We start from the raw sequence: 23616 nt of genomic DNA, 5'->3' as shown, positions 1-23616 counted from the left end.
ATAGTATTGATGATTAGAACAAAACACAATATATTGTGTTTTATATGCCTGGTCACTTTATTTATAATAAACCAAATTTTAAGTAAAATAACACTATTAAGAGCGTTTAATAATGACAAATCAAGCATAAATACTTAATTAATGATTTTTTACATACCAACATATAGATAACAAGCTTACTATATATAGTGGTTCACTCCAAAAAATTAATACTAGTTATCATTCTTTAAGTACGAAGTGAAATAGTTCGATTTTATAATTGTGATTTTTCATTAATAAAATATTAGTTAAATTAAGAAAGAAGGTGGTCCAATGAAGGTTGTCTATTTTTCATTTTCTGGCAATGTACGCAGATTCATCAAAAAAACTGAGCTTACGAATGTGATGGAAATTACACAAAGTAATTGTTCTGAGAAAATTGAAGAACCATTTATATTGGTCACTGGAACGATAGGATTTGGCGAAGTACCACAACCAGTTCAGTCATTTTTAGATGTAAATAAAAATTTATTAAAAGGCGTTGCAGCGAGCGGAAATCGCAATTGGGGTCAAAACTTTGCGAAAGCTGGACGGTCTATATCAGAAAAATATCAAGTTCCTTTATTAATGAAATTTGAAGTACAAGGAACACAAAATGATATTAGCGAATTTAAAGATAAGGTGGGGCATTTCAATGAAGATTATGGACGAGAAGAAATACAATCATATTGAGTTAAATAACGAGGTTACTAAACGTAAAGATAATGGCTTTTTCAATTTAGAAAAAGACCAAGAAGCATTAGCAGTATATTTAGAGGAAATAGAAGACAAGACTATATACTTTGATACTGAAATCGAACGCCTTCACTATCTCGTTGATAATGATTTCTATTTTGACTTATTTGCAAAATACTCAGAAGCAGATTTGATAGAAATAACAGATTACGCTAAAAGTATCCCTTTTAAATTTGCGAGTTACATGTCTGCAAGTAAGTTTTTCAAAGATTATGCTTTAAAAACAAACGATAAAAGTCAATATTTAGAAGATTATAAGCAACACGTAGCAATCGTTGCATTATATCTAGCAAATGGTCATAAAGCGACAGCTAAACAATTTATTTCAGCAATGGTTGAACAACGTTACCAACCGGCAACACCTACATTTTTAAATGCTGGTCGTGCTCGTCGTGGTGAACTTGTATCCTGTTTCTTACTTGAAACAGATGACAGCTTGAATTCAATTAATTTCATTGATTCAACAGCTAAACAGTTAAGTAAAATTGGTGGCGGTGTTGCTATTAATTTATCTAAATTACGCGCACGTGGTGAAGCGATTAAAGGTATAAAGGGCGTTGCCAAAGGCGTACTTCCAGTTGCAAAATCACTTGAAGGCGGCTTTAGTTATGCAGATCAACTTGGACAACGTCCTGGTGCGGGTGCAGTTTATTTAAATATTTTCCACTATGATGTTGAAGAGTTTTTAGATACGAAAAAAGTCAACGCTGATGAAGATTTACGTTTGTCTACAATTTCAACAGGATTAATTGTGCCATCTAAGTTCTTTGATCTTGCAAAAGAAGGCAAAGATTTCCATATGTTTGCACCGCATACAATTTATAAAGAATACGGTGTCACTTTAGATGATATTAACTTAGATGAATATTACGATGAACTTGTTGCTAACCCAAATGTTGATAAAAAGAAAAAAGATGCACGTGAAATGCTGAATATGATTGCACAAACACAATTACAATCAGGTTATCCATATTTAATGTTTAAAGATAATGCAAACAAAGTGCATGCTAACTCTGACATTGGACAAATTAAAATGAGTAACTTATGTACTGAAATTTTCCAATTACAAGAGACTTCTATTATCAATGATTATGGCACTGAAGATGAAATTAAACGTGACATCTCATGTAATCTAGGTTCATTAAATATTGTTAATGTTATGGAATCAGGTAAATTCAAAGACTCAGTACACACTGGTATGGATGCTTTAACGGTTGTTAGTGATGAAGCGGATATTCAGAATGCACCTGGTGTTAGAAAAGCTAATAGGGAGTTACATTCAGTAGGATTAGGTGTAATGAATCTACATGGCTACTTAGCTAAAAATAAAATTGGTTATGAATCTGAAGAAGCGAAAGATTTCGCAAACATTTTCTTTATGATGATGAACTATTATTCCATTGAACGTTCAATGGAAATTGCTAAAGAAAGACAAGAAGTATATAAAGACTTCGAAAAATCTGATTACGCAAACGGTAAGTACTTTGAATTCTATACAACTCAAACTTTTGAAGCGAAATATGAAAAAGTTCGTAAATTATTTGAAGGTTTTGATGTTCCAACAGCTGAAGATTGGAAAGCTTTACAAAAAGAAGTAGAAGCACATGGTCTATTCCATGCATATCGTTTAGCAATTGCACCTACACAAAGTATTTCATATGTACAAAATGCAACTAGTTCAGTTATGCCAATTGTTGACCAAATTGAACGCCGTACTTATGGTAACGCAGAAACATTCTATCCAATGCCATTCTTATCACCAGAGACAATGTGGTACTATAAGTCTGCATTTAATACAGATCAAATGAAATTAATAGATTTAATCTCAACTATTCAAACTCACGTGGATCAAGGTATTTCTACAATTTTATATGTAAATTCTGAAATTTCTACACGTGAACTATCTAGACTTTATGTATATGCACATCATAAAGGATTAAAATCTTTATATTACACTAGAAATAAATTATTGAGTGTTGAAGAATGTACAAGTTGTTCAATATAATTTAGCAATAAGAGCCAAGTTAAGTGATTATATAGAACAGTCTAGTCTAAGAATTAGATTAGGCTGTAAATCACTGCTTTAATTAAATTTTTACTAGATAGGGGACATTATCTAAATGAAAGCAGTTAATTGGAATACACAAGAAGACATGACTAATATGTTTTGGCGACAAAATATTTCACAAATGTGGGTAGAAACAGAATTTAAAGTATCTAAAGATATTGCAAGCTGGAAGACATTATCTGAACCTGAAAAAGAAGCATTTAAAAAAGCTTTAGCAGGATTAACAGGCTTAGATACTCATCAAGCAGACGATGGTATGCCGCTTATCATGCTACACACGACAGATTTACGTAAGAAAGCCGTTTATTCATTTATGGCGATGATGGAACAAATCCACGCTAAAAGTTATTCGCATATTTTTACTACATTACTACCTTCTAGTGAAACAAACTATTTATTAGACAAATGGGTTATTGAAGAACCGCATTTGAAATATAAATCAGATAAAATTATTGATAATTATCATAAATTATGGGGCAAAGAAGCTTCAATTTATGATCAATATATGGCACGTGTATCAAGCGTATTCTTAGAAACATTTTTATTCTATTCTGGTTTCTATTACCCATTATATCTTGCAGGACAAGGTAAAATGACTACATCTGGAGAAATCATCCGTAAAATATTATTGGATGAATCTATTCATGGCGTATTTACTGGTATGGATGCACAAAGTTTACGCAATGAACTTTCAGAAAGTGAAAAACAACAAGCAGATCAAGAAATGTATAAATTATTAGAAGATTTATATAGAAATGAAGTTGCTTATACGCATTCACTTTATGATGATATTGGTCTATCTGAAGATGTACTTAACTATGTTAGATATAATGGCAACAAAGCATTGTCTAACTTAGGATTCGATCCATATTTCGAAGAACGTGAATTTAATCCAATCATTGAAAATGCTTTAGACACTACTACTAAAAACCACGACTTCTTCTCTGTAAAAGGTGATGGCTACACATTAGCTTTAAACGTTGAAGCGTTAAAAGACGAAGACTTTGTTTTCGAAGACTAAACCAAAGTATAAATATAAGAACAGTCTAGTGTGCTAATGATTATTATAAAACCAATAAGCCTTCTAAAAGTTTAACTTTTAGAAGGCTTATTTTATATGGTGTTAGTAGTTAGTTTTAATCCATTAAATATTTCAACAAGAAATCGATAGAAAAACTGTTCAACTAAATAGTTAAACAAGTATTAACAATATAACTAATAAATAGTGAATTTAATATTTTTGTATATAGTTTACAATTAAATAATTCTATTTAAATCACTGATTACTATTGAATTTACGTTTAAAAATGGTAAAATTTTATTATAACCACTGATAATGATTATCATAACCATCGGTTAACATCATGAATAATTCACAATTATGAAAGGATTAGAGGTACATCATTATGAAATTCTTATTAAATGGTATAGTTTTAGCTATCATTTTATTATTACTTACTATCCTTTCTCTTTTTATAGGCGTGAGTAAGGTTTCTATTACTGATATTTTCACACTTTCTAAAGAGCAAATGAATATTATTGTCTCAAGTAGAATTCCAAGAACTGTCAGTATATTAATATCAGGTAGTACGCTAGCACTTGCTGGCTTGATTATGCAACAAATGATGCAAAATAAATTTGTAAGTCCGACTACAGCTGGAACTATGGAATGGGCGAAACTAGGCATCTTAATATCAATGATATTTTTTCCTCAAGAAAATATCATAATTAAATTAGTTTTTGCAGTAGTCTTGAGTATTGCGGGCACTTTTTTATTTGTAAAATTAGTTCAATATATTCGATTTACCGATGTTATTTTTATTCCGCTTTTAGGAATCATGCTCGGTGGTATTGTTTCGAGTTTTGCAACTTTTATAGCACTTAGAACGAATACAGTTCAAAGTATCGGTAACTGGTTAAATGGCAATTTTGCGATTATTACGAGTGGAAGGTACGAAATTTTATATTTAAGTATTCCGTTACTAATATTTACATATATTTTTGCGAATCATTTTACAATCGCAGGAATGGGGAAAGATTTCAGTAATAATTTAGGTGTTAGCTATGAAAGAATTATTAACATTGGATTATTTATTACAGCAACGATTACAGCTTTAGTTGTTGTGACTGTAGGAACATTACCTTTCTTGGGGCTTATAGTCCCAAACATTGTCTCGATCTTTAGAGGAGATCATTTGAAAAATGCTTTACCGCATACAGCGATGTTAGGTGCTATTTTTGTTATGTTTTCAGACATTGTCGGCAGACTGATTGTTTATCCATATGAGATTAATATCGGTTTAACAATTGGTGTCTTTGGCACTATTATTTTCTTAATCTTGCTAATGAAAGGAAGACATAACTATGCAAATTAGCGCTAAAACAAAAATGTACATCTTAATTGTATGTACAGTCATAGTAGCAGCGATTTACCTTGTAATAGGTATTGATTTTGAAATATTCCGATATCAATTTACTAGTCGCTTGAGAAAGCTCATACTTATGGTTTTAGTAGGTGGTGCAATAGCAGCATCTGTAGTTATTTTCCAAGCAATTACGACCAATAGGTTACTAACACCTTCTATTATGGGATTAGATGCAATTTATATGTTTGTAAAAGTTCTTATTGTATTTGTATTCGGTGTACAATCAGTATTTGTTACAGATATATACTTAAGCTTTTTAATTTCTTTAATAGTTATGATTGGATTTTCTTTATTACTATTCCAAGGTATTTTTAGAATTGGCGATGTATCAGTGTATTTCATATTACTGGTTGGTATCATTTTAGGAACTTTTTTTAGAAGTATTACAGGTTTTTTAGAATTAATTATAAATCCAGAAGATTTCTTAGCAGTCCAAAGTGCAATGTTTGCAAACTTTGATGCTTCTAACAGTAAGCTCGTAACCCTATGTGGTATTATACTTATTATTCTTATCCTAATTACGATTTATGCAATACCGTATTTAGATGTACTGTTATTAGGTCGAGACCAAGCGATTAACTTAGGTATATCATATAAAACTTTAACACGATTATTATTAATTCTAGTGTCTGTATTGGTATCAATTTCAACAGCTTTAGTTGGCCCTATCACATTCTTAGGATTACTAACAGTCAATTTAGCACATGAATTAATGAAAACATATCAACATAAGTATATTTTGCCAGCAACGATTTGTATTAGTTGGTTAAGTTTAATCTTAGCGCAAGCAGTCGTTGAAAATTTCTTTGAAGCAACTACACAAGTTAGCATAATCATTGATTTAGTGGGTGGAAGTTACTTCATTTATCTGTTAATAAAAAGGAGACATGCGCATTGATCAAAGTTCAAGGCCTTAATAAGACGATACAAGATAAAGCGATTTTGCAGAATATAAACGTTGAAATCAACAAAGGGAAGTTGACAACCATGATAGGTCCAAATGGTGCAGGGAAGAGTACACTCCTGTCAACTATAACAAGGTTGATAGATTTTGAAACAGGTACGATTGAAATTGAAGGAAAATTAATTGCAGATTATAAAAGTAATGATTTAGCTAAAAAATTAGCAATTTTAAAACAATCTAATCATACAGAATTAAATATCACTGTTGAAGAACTTGTGGAATTTGGACGTTTTCCACATTCAAAAGGTCGATTAAAGCAAGAAGATAGAGATCAAGTTGAATATGCATTAGATCTATTACAATTAAATGAAATAAGAGATCGCTATTTAAAAACACTCTCTGGAGGCCAACGTCAACGAGCTTATGTAGCCATGACGATTGCTCAAGATACGGAATACATATTATTAGATGAGCCATTGAATAATCTTGATATGAAACATTCGGTTCAGATTATGCAAACACTGCGTAGGCTCGCACAAGACTTGAACAAAACGATAGTCGTTGTGATTCATGATATTAACTTTGCATCTTGCTATTCGGATGACATCATCGCATTAAAAGACGGTCAACTTGTAAAAGCAAGTACGAAAAATGATGTTATACAAACAGATGTGTTAAAAACATTATATGATATGGATGTCAGAATTGAAGAAATTCGTGGGCAACGTATATGTGTTTATTACGATGAGTTAACAGCACATCAAGATTTAGTATTGGCACATTCAATGTAATTAATAGTGACTTTGAGGGGAGTGATGCAACTGTAACGTTGTTAACTTTTAGGGACATAAAAAGGAATACATCATTTAGAAATCCAGGAGGAGTTAAGTACATGAAAAAATTAGGTTTATTATTATTAGTAGGGTTAATGTTTTTATTAGTAGCATGTAGTAATGGCGGATCAGACGATAAAAAGAATTCAGAAGCTGATTCAAAGGGTGAAAGTTCAAATAAAACTGTAAAGGTTGAAAATAACTATCAAGCAAGTGGAGAGAAACGTGATGGTAGTGATGCTAAAACAGTTAAGGAAACTGTAGAAGTTCCTAAAAACCCAAAAAATGCAGTTGTTTTTGATTATGGGACATTAGATACAATGAAAGAAATGGGACTTGAAGATAAAGTTAAAGCACTTCCTAAAGGTGAAGGTAATAAATCATTGCCAGATTTCTTAAGTGATTTCAAAGATGAAAAATATTTAAATACTGGAAGTCTAAAAGAAGTTAATTTCGATAAAGTTGCTGAAGCTAAACCAGAAGTTATCTATATTTCTGGACGTACAGCGAATCAAAAAAATCTAGATGAATTTAAAAAAGCTGCACCAGATGCAAAAGTAGTTTACATTGGTGTAGACGATAAAGATGAAGTGAATTCATTGAAAAAGAATACTGAAACTTTAGGTAAAATTTATGATAAAGAAGACAAAGCAAAATCACTAACTAAAAAATTAGATGATAAAATTGCTGGTATCAAAGATAAAACAAAAGATTTAAAAGATAACAAAGCATTATTCTTATTAGTAAATGAAGGTGAATTATCAACATTTGGATCAGGTGAACGTTTTGGTTCAATGATATTCGATACAATGGGCTTCACACCAGCTGATGATAATATTAAAAATAGTAAACATGGTCAAAATGTCACTAATGAATATGTAGCAGAGAAAAATCCGAGTATTATCTTTGCAATGGACCGTGGACAAGCAATTGGTGGCAAATCAACAGCTAAAAACGCATTAGGTAATGATGTAATTAAAGATGTAGATGCAATTAAAGATAACAAAGTGTATGAGCTAGATCCTAAACTTTGGTACTTTGCAAGTGGTTCTACAACAACAGCAATTAAACAAATTGAAGAAGTTGAGAAAGCTTTAGAAAAATAAAGTTAAAGGATGTCATTTGTGGGGGCACGTCTAAAAAGAGAGTCTGGAGTATACCAGGCTCTCTTTTCAATTTACGAAGCCAGTCTAATGTACTATTAAGAAGTAATAGTATTGCTGAGTTAAATCAGATTTATAACAATACTGAAATTGATAATTGAATATGCGTATTATATTGATTTTAAGTGAAATCAATATATTATTAAACTTTAAGGCAGGAATGTTATAATAAGGGAACGAATACAAGTGATTTTTAGAAAACAGACCTCTAACATCAACTTGTACAAATCAAAACAACGATTGTAGGGGGATTGAAATACATGATATTAGACAATGTTAATCCAAATGATTTATATCCAACTGAGAAAAAGGGACCTAATGTATTAGGAACAATAGAATATTCTATACAAGGTTCTTCAGAATTTGAAGGTGCTTTTATAGCTACAAGCGAAAGAGTTATCTTGAATGTTGATATGAATGGTGAATTTTATTATAGAAGTATCGCGTATAACGAAATAGAATCAATTAATTACGATGGTGAAAAGATTAATTTTAAATTTAACATTGGGCCAATGCCTATGAAAAATATTCAAAAAGGTGATGTAGAGACCTTCATTCAATTTGTTAGTGATAAAATAGATCGTTAATTGACTATCTGAAAAATTGGCAATCAATCAAAGGGTGAAATTGTGAATTTAATAATTGAAGTTATAACAAATGAAATAGTTTGGTACATAAAAATTAATACTTAAAATAAACAGCAACTTCAACTTTTGTGGAGGTGCTGTTTATTTTTAAGCAAAAAATCAAGAGAAAGTATAATAAACAAAGTGTATTTATTAAGATTTTGAAATCAAAGAAACTGTAAATATAAAAAAACGTGTTACATCTTCTGTATAATCAATAAGATGTAACACGTTTTTTAAATGGTTAATTAAACTGAAAAATATAAATGATAGTGATACTTACAACGATTGTTAAAATGTGCATTACACTCGGGACAAGCTTCAATCATCATATAATCATTTATAGTCATTTCATGATGACAAACGCCACATAAAATTGCCTTTTCATTAAATTCATCTGAATCCCATCGCTGTATGCTATGGTTTTCGTGTTCGTTGTGACATTTGTAGCAAGGATAGTATTTGTTACAACATTTGAATTTAATCGCAATGATGTCTAATGATGTTTGATAATGTGTACACCGAGCTTCATTATCTACTGTAGAACCATATACATTAATCATAGTCTTTACTCCTATTAATCAACAGGGTGGTCTCCAATGATTCTCACTTCAGGATGGAGATCAACGTCAAATTTTTCTTTTACAACTTCTTGAACGTAGTGGATCAAATCTTCGTAATCAGTAGCCGTACCTTTATCAACATTTACCATAAAGCCAGCATGTTTTTTAGACACTTCAACTCCACCTATACGATGACCTTGTAAATCAGAGTCTTGAATCAATTTACCTGCAAAATGGCCAGGAGGACGTTGGAAAACACTGCCACACGACGGATATTCTAGTGGCTGTTTTGTTTCTCTTCTCTCAGTCAGATCATCCATAGTCGCTTGTATTTCGTCTAGATTGCCAGGTGCAAGTGTAAATGCAGCTTCTAAGACTACTAAGTGTTTTTGTTGCACAATACTATTACGATAATCTAATTCCAACTCTTTATTCGTTAATGTAATTAATTCGCCTTTATCATTAACACAAAGTGCATAATCAATACAATCTTTTACTTCTCCACCATAAGCACCTGCATTCATAAATACAGCACCACCTATGGAACCAGGGATACCACATGCAAATTCAAGTCCAGTTAGGGCATGATCTCTTGCAGTACGTGAAACATCTATGATTGCTGCGCCACTACCAGAAATAATAGCATCATCTGATACATCGATATAATCAAGTGAAAGTAAGCTAATAACAATTCCGCGAATACCACCTTCGCGAATAATAATATTAGAACCGTTCCCTAAATAGGTCACAGGAAGATCTTTAGTATAGGCATAGTGAACAATGGCTTGAACATGTTCGTTTTTGGTAGGAGAAAGATAATAATCAGCCTTACCACCAGTCTGTGTATATGTATACTTTTTTAAAGGTTCATCAATTTTAATAATTTCTGATGGTACAATTGCTTTTAATTCCTTTAAGATGTTATCTTTATGCAACTATAGAACATCCTTTCTTGTTGAATTCATTTATTTATTATACCAATGATTTGTGCGCTTGGCTAAAATCTTAGGAAAATATTCATGATTTTTTAAAACTTTAATTAAACATTAAAGAGATTTCCTATGTAAACAGGAATTTAGTTAAAATGACTTAAAATACATATGTACATTCATAAAAATCTAAGTTATTCATTTCTATATTGATATTTCAGTTTTTAAGCTTAATTAATTACATATCATTACTTTTTATGTCGCCACTTAAATGTTTTGTTAAATTGTCAAACAGTTTCTGCTTCTGGTTTTCATAGTCACGTATATTTGTAGCAGTAATTGCAGCAGATTGTTTTGCTTCGCCAAATGTTGTGGTTAAATGGTCATTTTTACTGAGTAAAAGGTTTGTTTGCAAATAGTCATTATAAAGTTTTGAGTTCTTTTGTATAATATGTAAACGAGCTACTTGTTTTAATTCTATTAAGTTATTAAATTGTGCCATAACTACTTTTTTCTTATATGGATGGTGTAAGCGGTAGAACCCTTCATAATTCAAACGTTTTTCATCTAAGGATGTAATGTCATGTAAATTATTTACACCCACTAATATATCTAAAATAGGCTCGGTTGGATAATTAAAGTGTGAAGTTCCACCGAGATGATGTGTTGATTTAACAGGTGTATCAAGCAAGTTGAAGAGGATATCGCTTAGTTCTTGGTATTGCTGTCGATAAATGTTGTTATGGTCTTCTGTTATTAATGGTTGGATATGAGAATACATGTAGGTTGTCCACGCCTTTCAATGTTATGATAGAACTGTTAAACTGTAAATTCTGAAACAATATATCACATATCATTTTCAAGTTAAATAAGTTTCTGTATAATACTGAATGATAAGGAGTGCAGAAATGAAAAAAATAATTTGCATTGTTTTATTGTTTTGTTTTTCAATTACACTAAGCGCATGTGGCAATGAAGGAGCTACCGAATTTAAAGACTTTGATAGCACGCTTAATGACGTAAAATCCAAGGAAAATGAACTGAAAAAAGTCATAGATGATATTCACTTAAAGCGTTTAGATGATTTAAGCAAGACAGATATGACAGACAAAAACAAAAAAGAATTTAACGAATTGCAAAATAAAGTAAATAGTAAATTGGTTCCTAAGCTCGACAATTATGAAGCGGCTGCGAAAAAACTACCTGCTGATTCTGAAGAAACAAAAGAATTAAAATCAACATATTTAAAATCAGCGAAAGATAAAAAAGCTGCTATTAATGATTTGAAAAACTTCATTGATTTATGTAATCAAGCAGTTAAGGCAAATGAAGATATTTTAGACTATACTAAGTTATTTGAAAAAAATAGATCTCAGGTTGAAGCACATATGCAAAAAGCAAGTGACGCTGGTTCGACAACAGATGTAAATAATTTTAAACATAAATTAGAGCAAAATAATAAAGAGTTGAGAAACACGGCTGAAAAAGAAGCGGACTCAACGGATACTACCAAAGTAAAACAGTCTATAGAAACACAAATTATGCCTTTAATTGATAAGCAGATTAAAGATTTGAATAAAACAGCAATTACAAATAATTATGTCAATGATGCACGTAAAAATGCCATAGAAATGTATTACAGCTTACAAAATTATTATGAAACTCGAAAAGAAACGATAGATATTAGCGAACAATTAGATACAATCAACGCTAAAGATTTACCGAAAAAGGGTGAAGATTTAGAGAAGTTTGACGCTGATTTTGACAAAGAATATAATAATGTAAAAGAAGACTTTAATTAAAAAGGTTTTTTACCAAAGTTATAAAATTTTAAATAAACAGTTAACAACAAAAAGAGAGTTGTGTATAATTGGAAACAATGATATGTGTATATCGTGTAAATTTCACACTTTTTGAAACATCACTGTGTGTTAAATATTTTTAGAGGTGAATAGAATGGCTATAAAGCTGAGTTCGATTGACCAGTTTGAGCAAATTATTAATGAAAATAAATATGTATTTGTACTGAAACATAGCGAAACATGCCCAATTTCAGCAAATGCAATTGACCAATTCAACAAATTTTTATATGAAAGAGATATGGATGGTTACTATTTAATTGTACAACAAGAAAGAGAATTATCTGATTATATAGAAGAAAAAACAAGTGTGAAACATGAATCGCCACAAGCATTTTATTTTGTTAAGGGACAAGCGATTTGGAATGCGAGTCACGGAGATATTAACGTTTCAACATTAGCAAGTGCTGAAGAGTAAAAGACAATAAAATACAGATTTAAACGCTTGTTAAGCGCTTATCATTGAGGTAGGCGTTTAACAAGCGTTTCTTATAATGTGAAAAATTTTCGTCTGGCATGTATAATAAATAATTGAATAAGAAATGTAGACTACGATTTTATCGTTTACACATATATAGTCAAAACATGAGGCATTCATATATGAACTGATGTATAAAAATTGAAAAAGTGATTATGTACCTAATTTTTTACTTTTATCAATTAAAAAATTTAAAATAAAAATACTAGAGGTGACAAAATGAAAGTTTTAGTTGCGATGGATGAATTTAATGGAATTATTTCCAGCTATCAAGCGAATCGTTATGTTGAAGAAGCGGTAGCTAGCCAAATTGAAAAAGCAGACATAGTACAAGTTCCTTTATTTAATGGGCGTCATGAGCTTATGGATTCTGTCTTTCTTTGGCAGTCTGGCACTAAATATAGAATGACAACACATGATGCTGATATGCAAGAGGTAGAAGCAGTGTATGGTATCACAGATAGTGGTATGACTGTGATTGAGGGTAATCTGTTTTTAAAAGGTCAAAAGCCAATAAATGAACGTACAAGCTATGGTTTGGGAGAAGTTATAGTAGATGCTTTAGAGAACGACGCGACGCATATTGTTATTTCACTTGGTGGTATCGGTAGCTTTGATGGCGGTGCTGGTATGTTACAAGCACTGGGGGCTAAGTTTTACGATGATGAAGCACAGGAAATTGATTTGCGACAAGGTAGTCATAAGTTGAAATATATCCGCAAAATTGATATTTCTGGGTTACATCCAAACTTAAACAATGTACGTTTTCAATTAATGTCAGATTTTGATAGTAAAATTTACGGTAAGAATAGTGAAATAATGCAAACGTATGAAGCTTATGGGGTAACACGTGAAAGTGCTGCCGAAATTGATAACTTAATTTGGTATTTAAGTGAAATGTTCAAAAGTGAATTAAGACTTGTGCTTGGCCCAGTGCAAAGAGGTGGCGCAGGCGGTGGCATTGCTGCAGTATTAAATGCGCTCTATAATGCAGAAATCATGACTAGCCATGAACTCGTAGATCAAATAACACATTTAGATGCATTAATAGAGCAAGCAGATTTAATTATTTTTGGAGAAGGTATAAATGAAGCAGATCAAATACTTGAAACAACAACGGTACGTCTAGCAGAATTAGCTACAAAATATAATAAACCATCAATAGTAATTTGTGCCACTGATGATAAGTTTGACTTATTTGAATCTATAGGTGTTACAGCAATGTTTAATACATTTATAGAAATGCCAGAAAGTTTTACTGATTTTAAAATGGGAATTCAAATTAGACATTATACTGTCCAAGCGATTAAGTTATTGAAAACGCAATTTGATATAAACAAATAGTTTAAGTGAATAAAATGCATTGCTAGTTTTCTTTGTGGATTGTATCTTAAGTCACTGACATGATAAATAGTTTTTGGTAACTTCATTCGTTATGCCGTTATCATTTTAGTGAGAAATATGTTGTTAAGCATGGTAAAAATTAAGGTTACGAGACGTCTGTAAACGTCTCGTAACCTATTTTAATATAAATATAATTATTTTTGATATGTTTGTACGACTTCTTCTGTAATACCGATAATAACTTCAATAGCTTTCTCCATTACATCAATAGATGCATATTCGAAAGGACCATGGAAATTATCACAGCCAGTAAAGATATTTGGTGTAGGTAATCCCATATATGAGAGTTGTGAACCATCTGTACCTCCACGAATTGGTGCGGTATTGGCTGGGATATCTAATTTAGTAAAAACACGTTTTGGTATATCAATGACATGTGGATTTGCCGAAATTTTTTCACCCATATTATAATATTGGTCATTGATTTCAATTTCAATAGGATTGTCTTCAAAATGCGTGTTGATATCATTTTTAATTTCGACTAAACGTTTCTTCCGTAAGTTAAATTGATTACTGTCGTGATCACGAATAATATAATGAAGTGTTGTTTTTTCAACGTCGCCATTCATTTTCATCAAATGATAAAAACCTTCATAACCTTCAGTTCTTTCAGGGACTTCGTTTGGTGGAAGTAATGAATTAAATTGCTGGCCTAATAATACAGCATTAATCATAGCATCTTTAGCTGAACCTGGATGTACATTGACACCATGACAAGTTACGATTGCTTCAGCAGCATTAAAGCTTTCATATTGTAATTCACCATATTCACTACCATCCATAGTGTACGCAAAGTTAGCGTTAAAGCGTTCGACATCAAATTCATGAGGGCCTCTACCGATTTCTTCATCTGGCGTAAATGCAACACGGATACGTCCATGTTTAATTTCAGGATGTGAAGTTAAGTATTTTAAAGCTTCCATAATCTCAACTACACCAGCTTTATCATCAGCGCCTAATAATGAAGTTCCATCTGTAACCATAAGCGTATGACCTTCGACATTTTTCATATTTGGAAAAACATCTTGGCTTAAAACGCGGCTCGTATCTCCAAGTTTAATTGGTTTGCCATCATAAGCTTCAATTATTTGTGGATTGACATTAGTAGCGTTAAAGTCTGGTGATGTATCGACGTGTGCTAAAAAACCAACAGTTGGTAAATCAGCATCTACATTACTTTCTAATGTGGCAAATAAGTAGCCTTGTTCATCGATATCTGTCTCTAATCCAAAATCAGTCAATTCATCATTTAATAAGTTTAATAAATTCCACTGTTTCTCTGTAGATGGTGTTGTATTAGATTCTGGATCAGATTGTGTGTCAATAGTTACGTATCTTGTCAGTCTTTCTATTATGTCTTGTTTCATAAGAACACCCCTTTAAGCTCTATTGTTCATATTGTAAGATTTTTTATAAGTTTTGCCATTCATTTTACCATAATATTGTTTTATCCGTGTATAGATATAATAAATAATCTCTGCACATAAAATACCAAAAGCAATTGCCCCTGAAATTAGAGTTACTTCTAAAAATGTATTAACGGCGTGTGTGTATTCATTACTTACTAAAAATCGTGTAGCTTCATATGCTAAGCCACCTGGTACAAGTGGAATAATACCAGGTACAATGAAGATAATTACTGGTCGCTTGTAACGTCTACTCATAACGTGACTCATTAAAGCTAAGATAAAACTACCTAAAAAAGAGGCTAGGACTTTACCTAAGTCAGCATCAAACGTCAACTTATATATGATCCAGCCCATTGCGCCTACAAAACCACAAGCTAAAAGGAGGCGTCTTGGTGCATTGAACAGAATTGAAAATAGCATTGTTGCAAGAAAGCTAATTATAAATTGTGAAAAATAATAAACAATGGTCATAATGTTAGCACTCCTTTTTTAAAATATTAATAATACTATGGCAACGCCAGCACCAATTGCAAATGAAGTTAATGCCGCTTCAACACCACGTGACATACCAGCAAGTAATTCACCAGCCATCAAATCACGTATGGCGTTAGTAATCAAAATGCCTGGTACAAGAGGCATAACACCAGCAATGGTTATGATATCTTGATTATGTGACCAACCTATTTTTGTGAAAGTAGAGGCTATCATAATAACCACTGCTGCACTAATAAACTCAGAAAAGAATTTAATCTGTATGTAACGTTGTACATAATTAAAGGTTAAAAAAGCGCCTGCTCCAGCGAGGATAGCGAAAATAAAGTCTTGGATGATTCCACCAAACATAAATAGGAAAAAACCACATGCAATCGGTGCTGCCAAGAAATTAGTTAGGGATGAATATTGTAAAGAAGCGTGATGCAAATGTATCAGTTCAGATTTTGCTTGATCTATATTCAGTTCATTATTAGAAATTTTTCGTGAAAGACTATTAGTCAAAGCAATTTTTTCTAAGTCTGTTGTACGTTCGCGAATTCTAATAAGCCGTGTATTAGTACGGTTATTTAGTGAAAAAATGATCGCAGTAGATGTCACAAAGCTATATGTATCATCTAAACCAAAACTCGCAGCTATACGTGTCATCGTGTCTTCAACACGGTATGTTTCAGCGCCACTTTCAAGTAAAATTCTTCCTGCAATAAGCACGACATCAATGACTTTATCCTCATCAATAATCGTAATTGAATCTGACATAGCTTTGCACCTCCCGAAAAGTTTTTAGAACAATTGAAAGTTTACAGTGTACAATTGAAACTTTCAATAGCAATTCATACGCCGTCATATTTTTTTAATAATCCATTATATATTGTAACAAACTCAATTGTATAACTATAACAGTTTATAGAAATAAAAGTTTTAGTTAAAGATTTTAAGGTTAGAAATTACCGCATTATATTAACACTGTTTGTCATAATAATTTGATGAATTCTAAATATAAAAAAGCTTAAAGTTTTTTATGAATTAAGTAATTGATAGTTTGATTCATAATATTTGTACAAAATTGAGGTATAGTTCATTTTAAGTAGTGATAAGATTTGATAGGGATTTACATATCAATAAAAAGACAAACACCCTCTGCTGAGTGTTTGTCTTTTTATTGATATAAGTCATGTTGTGAGGCACCAGGGAATTAGTTTAAGCTGGAACATCTAATAAATTATGCTTAATGTAAGTTATATGGACTGAGCTTATATAGACACAATTAAACAGGGATATGTTTTAAAGTTTAACAATAGGATTAAACATCACTTGATTACGACCTTCATTTTTAGCCATATGCAACATATCATCTGCTATTTTAAATACTTTACGTTGTGACTTGTAATCATCAGCAGTTAAATAACCCACACCTATTGAAACAGATAATTTAATAACCTCTTTATTAGGTAGATGGAAAGTTGATTGTTCTACACCACCACGTATACTCTCACTTAATTTAACACATTGGTCTAATGTGTAATCGTATAAAACGATAGAGAATTCCTCGCCGCCATTACGATAAATACTAAATTCTTGTGGTACATAGTTTTTGAGAAGTTGAGCAACTTGTCTTAGTACTGCATCACCAGATTGATGTGAAAATTTATCATTTACATCTTTAAATCCATCGATATCGATGAGTAACAGCCCGATACTTTGGTTATTTTTTTCAGCAATGCTTGTCGTTTCATTAAGGTGTCTGTCGAATTCTTTAACGTTACCTAAACCTGTTAAATAATCAAATTTATCTTCATTTTCATAACGATTTACTAAAGAGAAAAAATACCAAATATCAACAAATGTAATCGACGAAGTAATCATTAATATAAATGATATAGGTATTAAGAACAATACCTCTGTAATTTCGTAATATGGGCTTATGAGTGATAAAATAAGGAAAATAACAAGTGTAATCGCGTTAAGAATTTGTAGTGAAATAATATCATTTTGTTTTAAAAATGGGCCAACAGCACCAACAATCACAGCGATAACGATAAGTATCATAGCGGCAATGATAGTATAATCACCAATTAGAACATTTACTAACCCTACGATTAATGCTGAAAGCACAGTGTAAAACACGTTCGTATATCTACCTAGGAAGAGTATAGGTATGAAGGTTAAGTAAAGTGTGTATTGGTTAAATAATGGCACGGGATAAGCAGATAGTAAAAGTGCTACTATGGTCATTAAAACTGTAACATATTCTTTAGAAAACACCATGTTCTTATTCTCTGAATACTGTAAGCGGTGAAATAAATAGATACCTGCTACTGTAACAGAAATATTGTAAATAATAGCTTCAAACATTTAACTTTACACTCCTCTTTGATTAGCACTTTGTTATTGTAAGTGAAAACTTACAATTTGTCATCTTTATGAAAATAGAAATTTATAACATTCACTTAATATTCGTGTTAGAATAATTTTTTGAGTGAATATACAATGCTTCACTCTGAAATTTAAATATTTAAGAAATAATCCTGAGACTTATCAATTATCGCATTTCAAGTTGTATAAGTAAAAGCGTATAGGGTATTATAGAATTATGTAGCATATCTGACTATATAACGACTGCAATTAATTTTCAAATTTGCATGATTCGATAAATTAGATGATGATTAGCTTACAATTAATTTAAAATAATTATTTTCAACTTAGGATTTTGAAATCAAAAATAAAACAGAATTACATTAATGAAGGTGAACTGATGTATACATTATTATTAATCATTTTTTCAATGATTGTCAGTTTGATACTTACACCAATAGTTATAAAGGTTTCACATAAATTAGGGATTGTAGATCAACCGAATTTTAGAAAAGTACATACTAAACCTATATCTGTACTTGGTGGAACTGTTATACTCATATCATTCTTAGTAGGGATATGGCTTGGACATCCTATAGAAACGGAAGTTAAACCTCTGATTATTGGGTCAGTGTTAATCTACTTGGTTGGACTCATAGATGATATTTATGATTTGAAACCAATAATTAAATTATTAGGTCAAGTAATTGCAGCACTTGTTGTTGTTTATTATGGTGTGACTATTGATTTTATTTCTTTACCTATTGGACTAACGATTCATTTTGGTATTCTAGGTATACCAATTACAGTTATTTGGATTGTGGCAATTACTAATGCGATTAATTTAATTGACGGACTAGACGGTTTAGCATCCGGTGTTTCGATGATTGCATTAATGACGATAGGTTTTATCGCCATCTTACAAGCAAATATATTTATTATGATGATCTGCAGTGTTTTGATTGGGGCGCTTCTAGGATTCTTATTCTTTAATTTTCATCCAGCAAAAATCTTTTTAGGCGATAGTGGTGCTTTGCTAGTCGGTTTTATCGTAGGCTTCTTATCACTGCTCGGATTTAAAAATATTACCTTTGTATCTTTATTCTTCCCGATTGTAATTTTAGCTGTACCATTTATTGATACACTGTTTGCCATGATTCGTCGTGTGAAGAAAGGTCAGCATATTATGCAAGCTGATAAATCGCATCTCCATCATAAATTTTTAGAACTTGGCTATTCACATCGTCAAACTGTATTATTAATATATTCTATAGCATTATTGTTTAGTCTTGCTAGTATAATATTATATCTATCTCAACCGTGGGGCGTACTCATGATGTTTATTTTGATTTTAATCACAATTGAACTTATCGTCGAATTTACAGGACTGATTGATGATGATTATCGACCATTATTAAAATTAATTGAAAATAAAGAACAGCATGACGATTATCACAAATAATATTATAAAATATTAATCATAGTTATAGAAATGCACCTCCATATTATAGGAGGTGCATTTTTTATGTTTAAAATGTAAGGTAATATATTAAATGAAAGCTAATTTAACATCACAAAACGTTAATTTGTAGGGATATCGAAAGGCAGACGAACTGTTTCACCCTCAATTAAATTATAATTACCTGAAGTAGTGCGATTTAAAAATGTTAGAAAGGTATCGTAATCGGAAGCTACAACATCAATGCTATAACTTACTTTGTCTGTGTAGGTTTGCTCTCGCAATAAGAAAGGCGTACTTTCTAACTCGTATTCAAATTTACCAGTTAAATCATAGCCTATAGTTACAGTAGTAGGTATAGCAGGGCGTAAAGCGACACGTCCGATATCAAATATGACATCTCTCACAGCACCACTATAAGCGCGGATTAAGCCACCACCGCCTAGTTTAATTCCACCGAAGTAACGTGTAACCACCACACATGCATTATGGATCTCAAGCTTTTTAAGAATTTCTAACATTGGCACGCCCGCTGTACCACTTGGTTCACCGTCATCGTTTGCTTTTTGAATATTCATTTGATCACCAATTGTGTATGCCGAACAGTTATGGTTAGCTTCTTTATGTTCTGCTTTGATAGCTGAAATAAAATCTTTTGCTTCATCTTCTGTTTCAACAGGTTTAATATGCGCTATAAAACGCGATTTACTGATTATATTTTCAATCGTATGTTCTTGTTTAATCGTTTTGATTGTGTTATCCATTCTGGTCACCTCGAGTATGTATTATACGTTTAGTTATTTACAGTGAATCAGTTATTAACTAATATTATACACTGTATTTAATTATAGATTAAATGTTAAAATAAATTTTCTTTTAAGCAAAAGTAAGGTATTATAGTTGTGAGTATAATTGAGGAGGATTATGATGAAAATCGCTGTCTTGACAGATTCAACGAGTTATCTATCTCAAACATTAATTGAAAAATATAATATAAAAGTAGCCCCATTAAGTGTCACTTTTGATTCTGGAGAAAATTTTGTTGAGAATGCAACAATATCAACGGATGAATTTTATAAACGCATGAAAACATCGGATACTATTCCAACAACTAGCCAACCCGCGATTGGAGATTTTTTGGAGAATTTCGAGCAATTACGTGAAGAAGGATATACAGATGTTATTTGTGTATTCTTATCTGGAGGTATTAGTGGTTGTTATCAAACAGCTACTCAAGCTGGAGAAATGGTAGAAGATATCAATGTTTACACATTTGATTCAAAATTAGCTGCAATGGTTGAAGGTGCATATGTACTCAGGGCCATTGAAATGATTGAACAAGAGTATGAACCACAAGCAATCATTGATGAGCTATACGCAATGCGAGAAGATACTGGTGCAGTATTAATGGTAGATGACTTAAAAAATCTACAAAAAAGTGGACGCATCACAGGCGCACAAGCATGGATTGGTACAATGCTTAAAATGAAGCCAGTATTGAAATTTGATAATGGTAAAATAGTCCCTGACGAGAAAGTAAGAACAAAAAAGCGCGCATTACGTAAAATGATTGATAAAGTTATTGCAGAAGTAAAAGATTTTGAAGAAGTAACATTATTTGTTATAGAGGGCGACATTACGGAAGACTCAGATTGGATTCAACGTGAGTTAGAAGAAAAATATGCGCAATATCCAATCTATCGTTCAAGTTTTGGACCTGTAATCGCAGCTCATCTAGGCTCAGGTGGGATTGGATTAGGTTATGTAGGACGTACTATTCGTACAAAATAATATTTGCACACTAAAGACATGTTTGGCTTTGTTGCCACATGTCTTTATTTGGAGGTAAAGAGCGATAAAATACTATGGTAGATTAATTATAGATAAATCACTTTTAACAAATGAAATAATAAGTCATGTATCAAAAGGTATAATTATAAAAAATAATAAGTGGTATTGCATACAATGTCATACTAATCAACCAAGCCATTACTATAAATACTATTCAGAAGTTTTAAATAAGTATATTATTTATTGTAGAAATTGTATTAATTTGGGAAGAATGGATAATATTCAATCTGTTTTCATCACAGCATCACAAAATCAGGTTTCGTCGGGCACTTATCAATTGCAATTTGATCTTTCGGAACAACAAAACTATGCATCAAATGAAATTTTAGCAGCTATAAAAACACTTCGCTCAAAGGTATTATATGCCGTGACTGGTGCAGGTAAGACGGAGATGATATTTGAAGCTATTCAATATGCACGTAGTCAGGGATATAATGTTGCTATTGTTTCTCCTAGAGTGGATGTAGTTATTGAGGTGAGCATGAGAATTGCAGAAGCCTTTCAACAAGAAGATATTGATGTTTTATACCAAGGGCATGCACAAAAATATAATGGGCATTTCATTGTAGCAACGATACATCAGTTGTATCGCTTCAAAAAGCATTTTAATTTAATTATTGTTGATGAAGTAGATGCTTTTCCATTAGACATAGACTCCTCTTTATTTGAAGCGGTTAAAAACGCTTCAAATAAACATTGTTCCCACATTTATATGACTGCTACGCCATCAAAAAAATTACTCCAACGATTGAATTATAGCGATGTGATTGTCTTACCTGCACGTTTTCATAGACACTCACTTCCGATACCTCATTTTAAATACTTCAACTTAAAGCCTTACAAAATACAAAGAAAACTATTAAATATTTTAAGAAAGCAAATTACTAATCAACGCTATACACTTGTATTTTTTAACAATATTAAATTAATGAAGGAAGCTTATAACCAATACAAAAATCTATTCAAGAGAATAACTTATGTTTGCAGTGATGATGTTTATCGCTGTGAAAAAGTGAAGTCCTTAAGAAATGGAAAGTATCAAATTGTTTTTACGACAACAATCTTAGAACGTGGTTTTACGATGGCTAATTTAGACGTCATAGTCTGCAATAGTCATAATTTTTCAACCAATGCATTAATTCAAATAGCAGGGAGAGTTGGACGCAAGAGAGAAAATCCAAGTGGGCTTGTTTTATTTTTACATGAAGGTATCACATTTAAAATGTTACAGGCACGTAAAAATATTAAGCGTATGAATCAATTGGCCCGTGAAAAAGGGTGGATAGATGACTAAATGTATACAGTGCCAAGAAACATATATTGAACCGTTTAATGCTAAGACATTTTATAAAAAAGCTTCAAAATTCTGTGATAGTTGTTTAGAACAGTGGCAAAAGGCTAAGCTTTCATCAGAAAATCGGTGCCCGCGATGTTTGAAACTATTAGCAATTACTGAAACAGCTTGCTTAGACTGTAAATTTTTGATGTCAAAATTTAAACTAATGCATCAACTTTATTGTAATTACCAATATCAAGGCATGGTAAAACAATTAATACATCAATATAAATTTATGAAAGATGTGGCGCTTGCTGAAGTGTTAGCAGCACAAATGCAACTGCCTAAAACCCAATATGATTATATCGTACCTATACCTTCAGCGAGAGAAAAAGACCAAGCACGTACATTTAATCCTGTGACGTGTGTCTTAGACCAGATGGGTATATCGTACAAATCTTTATTGATAGCAAAAGTGAGACCGAAACAATCATCATTAGCTAAATTACATCGTTTTGAGCTTACTAATCCGTTTGAAATTGTACAAAATATAGACTTGAAAAACAAAAATATATTACTTGTAGATGATATATATACTACAGGATTAACGGTTCATAATGCATCATCAATACTACTTATTAGAAAAATCAGAAAATTCGATGTGTTTACGTTTGCACGATAACATAAAAGTGGTATTATAAGAGTAAGCAATATTACCAATATAGAGGTTTTAAAGGAGTCGATTAT

23 protein-coding genes are annotated in these 23616 nt (G+C 31.6%); 15 read left to right on the top strand and 8 right to left on the bottom strand.

Annotated elements, in window-relative coordinates:
• Positions 1–312 precede the first annotated feature (312 nt).
• The 8 genes from nrdI (at position 313) to ACSUE0_RS07755 (ending at position 8755) form a co-directional block, all read left to right on the top strand.
• Positions 313–711: a class Ib ribonucleoside-diphosphate reductase assembly flavoprotein NrdI gene (gene nrdI, locus ACSUE0_RS07790; protein ID WP_017722526.1), complete on the top strand. Its 399-nt coding sequence runs from the start codon at positions 313–315 to the stop codon at positions 709–711.
• Positions 674–2779, top strand: a complete 2106-nt coding sequence (gene nrdE / locus ACSUE0_RS07785; protein WP_017722525.1) for a class 1b ribonucleoside-diphosphate reductase subunit alpha — start codon at positions 674–676, stop codon at positions 2777–2779. The genes nrdI and nrdE overlap by 38 nt, the downstream gene beginning before the upstream one ends.
• 115 nt (positions 2780–2894) lie before the next feature.
• Positions 2895–3863 (top strand): class 1b ribonucleoside-diphosphate reductase subunit beta, encoded by a 969-nt coding sequence (nrdF, locus tag ACSUE0_RS07780; protein ID WP_107531939.1) that lies wholly within the window; start codon positions 2895–2897, stop codon positions 3861–3863.
• A gap of 385 nt (positions 3864–4248) precedes the next feature.
• Entirely contained in the window at positions 4249–5217 is a 969-nt protein-coding gene (locus ACSUE0_RS07775; protein WP_119614535.1) for an ABC transporter permease, read from the top strand.
• A gap of 13 nt (positions 5218–5230) precedes the next feature.
• Positions 5231–6166 (top strand): iron chelate uptake ABC transporter family permease subunit, encoded by a 936-nt coding sequence (locus tag ACSUE0_RS07770; protein WP_430459420.1) that lies wholly within the window; start codon positions 5231–5233, stop codon positions 6164–6166.
• Positions 6163–6963 (top strand): iron ABC transporter ATP-binding protein, encoded by an 801-nt coding sequence (locus tag ACSUE0_RS07765; RefSeq protein WP_119614537.1) that lies wholly within the window; start codon positions 6163–6165, stop codon positions 6961–6963. The genes ACSUE0_RS07770 and ACSUE0_RS07765 overlap by 4 nt, the downstream gene beginning before the upstream one ends.
• 101 nt (positions 6964–7064) lie before the next feature.
• Positions 7065–8111, top strand: coding sequence for a ferrated catecholamine ABC transporter substrate-binding lipoprotein SstD (locus ACSUE0_RS07760; protein WP_119614538.1), 1047 nt, complete (start codon positions 7065–7067; stop codon positions 8109–8111).
• Between the two features lie 317 nt (positions 8112–8428).
• Positions 8429–8755 carry a PH domain-containing protein gene (locus ACSUE0_RS07755; protein ID WP_119614539.1) on the top strand — a complete coding sequence of 109 codons (327 nt, stop codon included), beginning with the start codon at positions 8429–8431 and terminating at the stop codon, positions 8753–8755.
• A gap of 287 nt (positions 8756–9042) precedes the next feature.
• Here ACSUE0_RS07755 and ACSUE0_RS07750 read toward each other — a convergent pair whose 3' ends face one another.
• From ACSUE0_RS07750 to ACSUE0_RS07740, 3 genes are all read right to left on the bottom strand, one after another.
• Positions 9043–9357: a CHY zinc finger protein gene (locus tag ACSUE0_RS07750; RefSeq protein WP_436956863.1), complete on the bottom strand. Its 315-nt coding sequence runs from the start codon at positions 9355–9357 to the stop codon at positions 9043–9045.
• A gap of 14 nt (positions 9358–9371) precedes the next feature.
• On the bottom strand, positions 9372–10292 hold the full coding sequence (gene murB / locus ACSUE0_RS07745) for a UDP-N-acetylmuramate dehydrogenase (RefSeq protein ID WP_107551309.1): 921 nt from the start codon (positions 10290–10292) through the stop codon (positions 9372–9374).
• 232 nt (positions 10293–10524) lie between these two features.
• Positions 10525–11067, bottom strand: a complete 543-nt coding sequence (locus tag ACSUE0_RS07740; protein ID WP_119614541.1) for a GrpB family protein — start codon at positions 11065–11067, stop codon at positions 10525–10527.
• Between the two features lie 127 nt (positions 11068–11194).
• Here ACSUE0_RS07740 and ACSUE0_RS07735 point away from each other — a divergent pair, with 127 nt between their 5' ends.
• From ACSUE0_RS07735 to ACSUE0_RS07725, 3 genes are all read left to right on the top strand, one after another.
• Complete coding sequence (locus ACSUE0_RS07735) at positions 11195–12088, top strand: EMYY motif lipoprotein (protein WP_119614542.1); 894 nt, start codon at positions 11195–11197, stop codon at positions 12086–12088.
• Between the two features lie 154 nt (positions 12089–12242).
• Positions 12243–12563 carry a bacillithiol system redox-active protein YtxJ gene (ytxJ, locus tag ACSUE0_RS07730; protein ID WP_017722514.1) on the top strand — a complete coding sequence of 107 codons (321 nt, stop codon included), beginning with the start codon at positions 12243–12245 and terminating at the stop codon, positions 12561–12563.
• A 279-nt stretch (positions 12564–12842) separates the two neighbouring features.
• Positions 12843–13967 carry a glycerate kinase gene (locus ACSUE0_RS07725; RefSeq protein ID WP_436956860.1) on the top strand — a complete coding sequence of 375 codons (1125 nt, stop codon included), beginning with the start codon at positions 12843–12845 and terminating at the stop codon, positions 13965–13967.
• Between the two features lie 194 nt (positions 13968–14161).
• On the opposite strand, the gene pepT is transcribed toward ACSUE0_RS07725, so the two are convergent.
• The 4 genes from pepT to gdpS all read right to left on the bottom strand — a co-directional run bounded on the left by pepT (position 14162) and on the right by gdpS (position 18283).
• Positions 14162–15394, bottom strand: a complete 1233-nt coding sequence (gene pepT / locus ACSUE0_RS07720; protein WP_119614544.1) for a peptidase T — start codon at positions 15392–15394, stop codon at positions 14162–14164.
• Between the two features lie 12 nt (positions 15395–15406).
• Entirely contained in the window at positions 15407–15907 is a 501-nt protein-coding gene (locus ACSUE0_RS07715; protein WP_119614545.1) for a threonine/serine exporter family protein, read from the bottom strand.
• Between the two features lie 18 nt (positions 15908–15925).
• On the bottom strand, positions 15926–16687 hold the full coding sequence (locus ACSUE0_RS07710) for a threonine/serine exporter family protein (protein WP_119614546.1): 762 nt from the start codon (positions 16685–16687) through the stop codon (positions 15926–15928).
• Between the two features lie 525 nt (positions 16688–17212).
• Positions 17213–18283, bottom strand: a complete 1071-nt coding sequence (gdpS, locus tag ACSUE0_RS07705; RefSeq protein ID WP_119613399.1) for a GGDEF domain-containing protein GdpS — start codon at positions 18281–18283, stop codon at positions 17213–17215.
• 400 nt (positions 18284–18683) lie between these two features.
• Between gdpS and ACSUE0_RS07700 the strand changes: the two genes are divergently transcribed.
• Entirely contained in the window at positions 18684–19745 is a 1062-nt protein-coding gene (locus ACSUE0_RS07700; protein ID WP_119613400.1) for a glycosyltransferase family 4 protein, read from the top strand.
• Positions 19746–19864: 119 nt separating this feature from the next.
• Here ACSUE0_RS07700 and ACSUE0_RS07695 read toward each other — a convergent pair whose 3' ends face one another.
• Entirely contained in the window at positions 19865–20506 is a 642-nt protein-coding gene (locus ACSUE0_RS07695; RefSeq protein ID WP_436956857.1) for a YigZ family protein, read from the bottom strand.
• A 163-nt stretch (positions 20507–20669) separates the two neighbouring features.
• Here ACSUE0_RS07695 and fakB1 point away from each other — a divergent pair, with 163 nt between their 5' ends.
• From fakB1 to ACSUE0_RS07680, 3 genes are all read left to right on the top strand, one after another.
• On the top strand, positions 20670–21533 hold the full coding sequence (fakB1, locus tag ACSUE0_RS07690) for a fatty acid kinase binding subunit FakB1 (protein ID WP_436956855.1): 864 nt from the start codon (positions 20670–20672) through the stop codon (positions 21531–21533).
• A gap of 271 nt (positions 21534–21804) precedes the next feature.
• A complete protein-coding gene (locus tag ACSUE0_RS07685; RefSeq protein WP_436956853.1) occupies positions 21805–22887 on the top strand; it encodes a DEAD/DEAH box helicase family protein in 1083 nt (360 codons plus the stop codon).
• On the top strand, positions 22880–23551 hold the full coding sequence (locus ACSUE0_RS07680; protein WP_436956851.1) for a ComF family protein: 672 nt from the start codon (positions 22880–22882) through the stop codon (positions 23549–23551). Before ACSUE0_RS07685 ends, ACSUE0_RS07680 begins: the two co-directional genes overlap by 8 nt.
• The last annotated feature ends 65 nt before the right edge of the window (positions 23552–23616 follow it).

This window comes from Staphylococcus sp. AS1337 (assembly GCF_051408735.1).
Taxonomy (GTDB): domain Bacteria; phylum Bacillota; class Bacilli; order Staphylococcales; family Staphylococcaceae; genus Staphylococcus; species Staphylococcus xylosus_B.
The sequence above is the reverse complement of the archived record's forward strand: the minus strand, read 5'-3'. Positions and strand labels throughout refer to the sequence as shown.

Coding starts and splice junctions, on each gene's coding strand:
- ACSUE0_RS07770 (WP_430459420.1), top strand. CDS start 5,231: ATGTACATCTTAATTGTATGTACAGTCATAGTAGCAGCGATTTACCTT.
- gdpS (WP_119613399.1), bottom strand. CDS start 18,283: ATGTTTGAAGCTATTATTTACAATATTTCTGTTACAGTAGCAGGTATC.
- nrdI (WP_017722526.1), top strand. CDS start 313: ATGAAGGTTGTCTATTTTTCATTTTCTGGCAATGTACGCAGATTCATC.
- ACSUE0_RS07710 (WP_119614546.1), bottom strand. CDS start 16,687: ATGTCAGATTCAATTACGATTATTGATGAGGATAAAGTCATTGATGTC.
- nrdF (WP_107531939.1), top strand. CDS start 2,895: ATGAAAGCAGTTAATTGGAATACACAAGAAGACATGACTAATATGTTT.
- ACSUE0_RS07700 (WP_119613400.1), top strand. CDS start 18,684: ATGTATACATTATTATTAATCATTTTTTCAATGATTGTCAGTTTGATA.
- ytxJ (WP_017722514.1), top strand. CDS start 12,243: ATGGCTATAAAGCTGAGTTCGATTGACCAGTTTGAGCAAATTATTAAT.
- fakB1 (WP_436956855.1), top strand. CDS start 20,670: ATGAAAATCGCTGTCTTGACAGATTCAACGAGTTATCTATCTCAAACA.
- ACSUE0_RS07775 (WP_119614535.1), top strand. CDS start 4,249: ATGAAATTCTTATTAAATGGTATAGTTTTAGCTATCATTTTATTATTA.
- ACSUE0_RS07755 (WP_119614539.1), top strand. CDS start 8,429: ATGATATTAGACAATGTTAATCCAAATGATTTATATCCAACTGAGAAA.
- ACSUE0_RS07740 (WP_119614541.1), bottom strand. CDS start 11,067: ATGTATTCTCATATCCAACCATTAATAACAGAAGACCATAACAACATT.
- nrdE (WP_017722525.1), top strand. CDS start 674: ATGAAGATTATGGACGAGAAGAAATACAATCATATTGAGTTAAATAAC.
- ACSUE0_RS07715 (WP_119614545.1), bottom strand. CDS start 15,907: ATGACCATTGTTTATTATTTTTCACAATTTATAATTAGCTTTCTTGCA.
- ACSUE0_RS07685 (WP_436956853.1), top strand. CDS start 21,805: ATGGATAATATTCAATCTGTTTTCATCACAGCATCACAAAATCAGGTT.
- ACSUE0_RS07735 (WP_119614542.1), top strand. CDS start 11,195: ATGAAAAAAATAATTTGCATTGTTTTATTGTTTTGTTTTTCAATTACA.
- ACSUE0_RS07695 (WP_436956857.1), bottom strand. CDS start 20,506: ATGGATAACACAATCAAAACGATTAAACAAGAACATACGATTGAAAAT.
- ACSUE0_RS07750 (WP_436956863.1), bottom strand. CDS start 9,357: ATGATTAATGTATATGGTTCTACAGTAGATAATGAAGCTCGGTGTACA.
- ACSUE0_RS07680 (WP_436956851.1), top strand. CDS start 22,880: ATGACTAAATGTATACAGTGCCAAGAAACATATATTGAACCGTTTAAT.
- ACSUE0_RS07725 (WP_436956860.1), top strand. CDS start 12,843: ATGAAAGTTTTAGTTGCGATGGATGAATTTAATGGAATTATTTCCAGC.
- pepT (WP_119614544.1), bottom strand. CDS start 15,394: ATGAAACAAGACATAATAGAAAGACTGACAAGATACGTAACTATTGAC.
- ACSUE0_RS07760 (WP_119614538.1), top strand. CDS start 7,065: ATGAAAAAATTAGGTTTATTATTATTAGTAGGGTTAATGTTTTTATTA.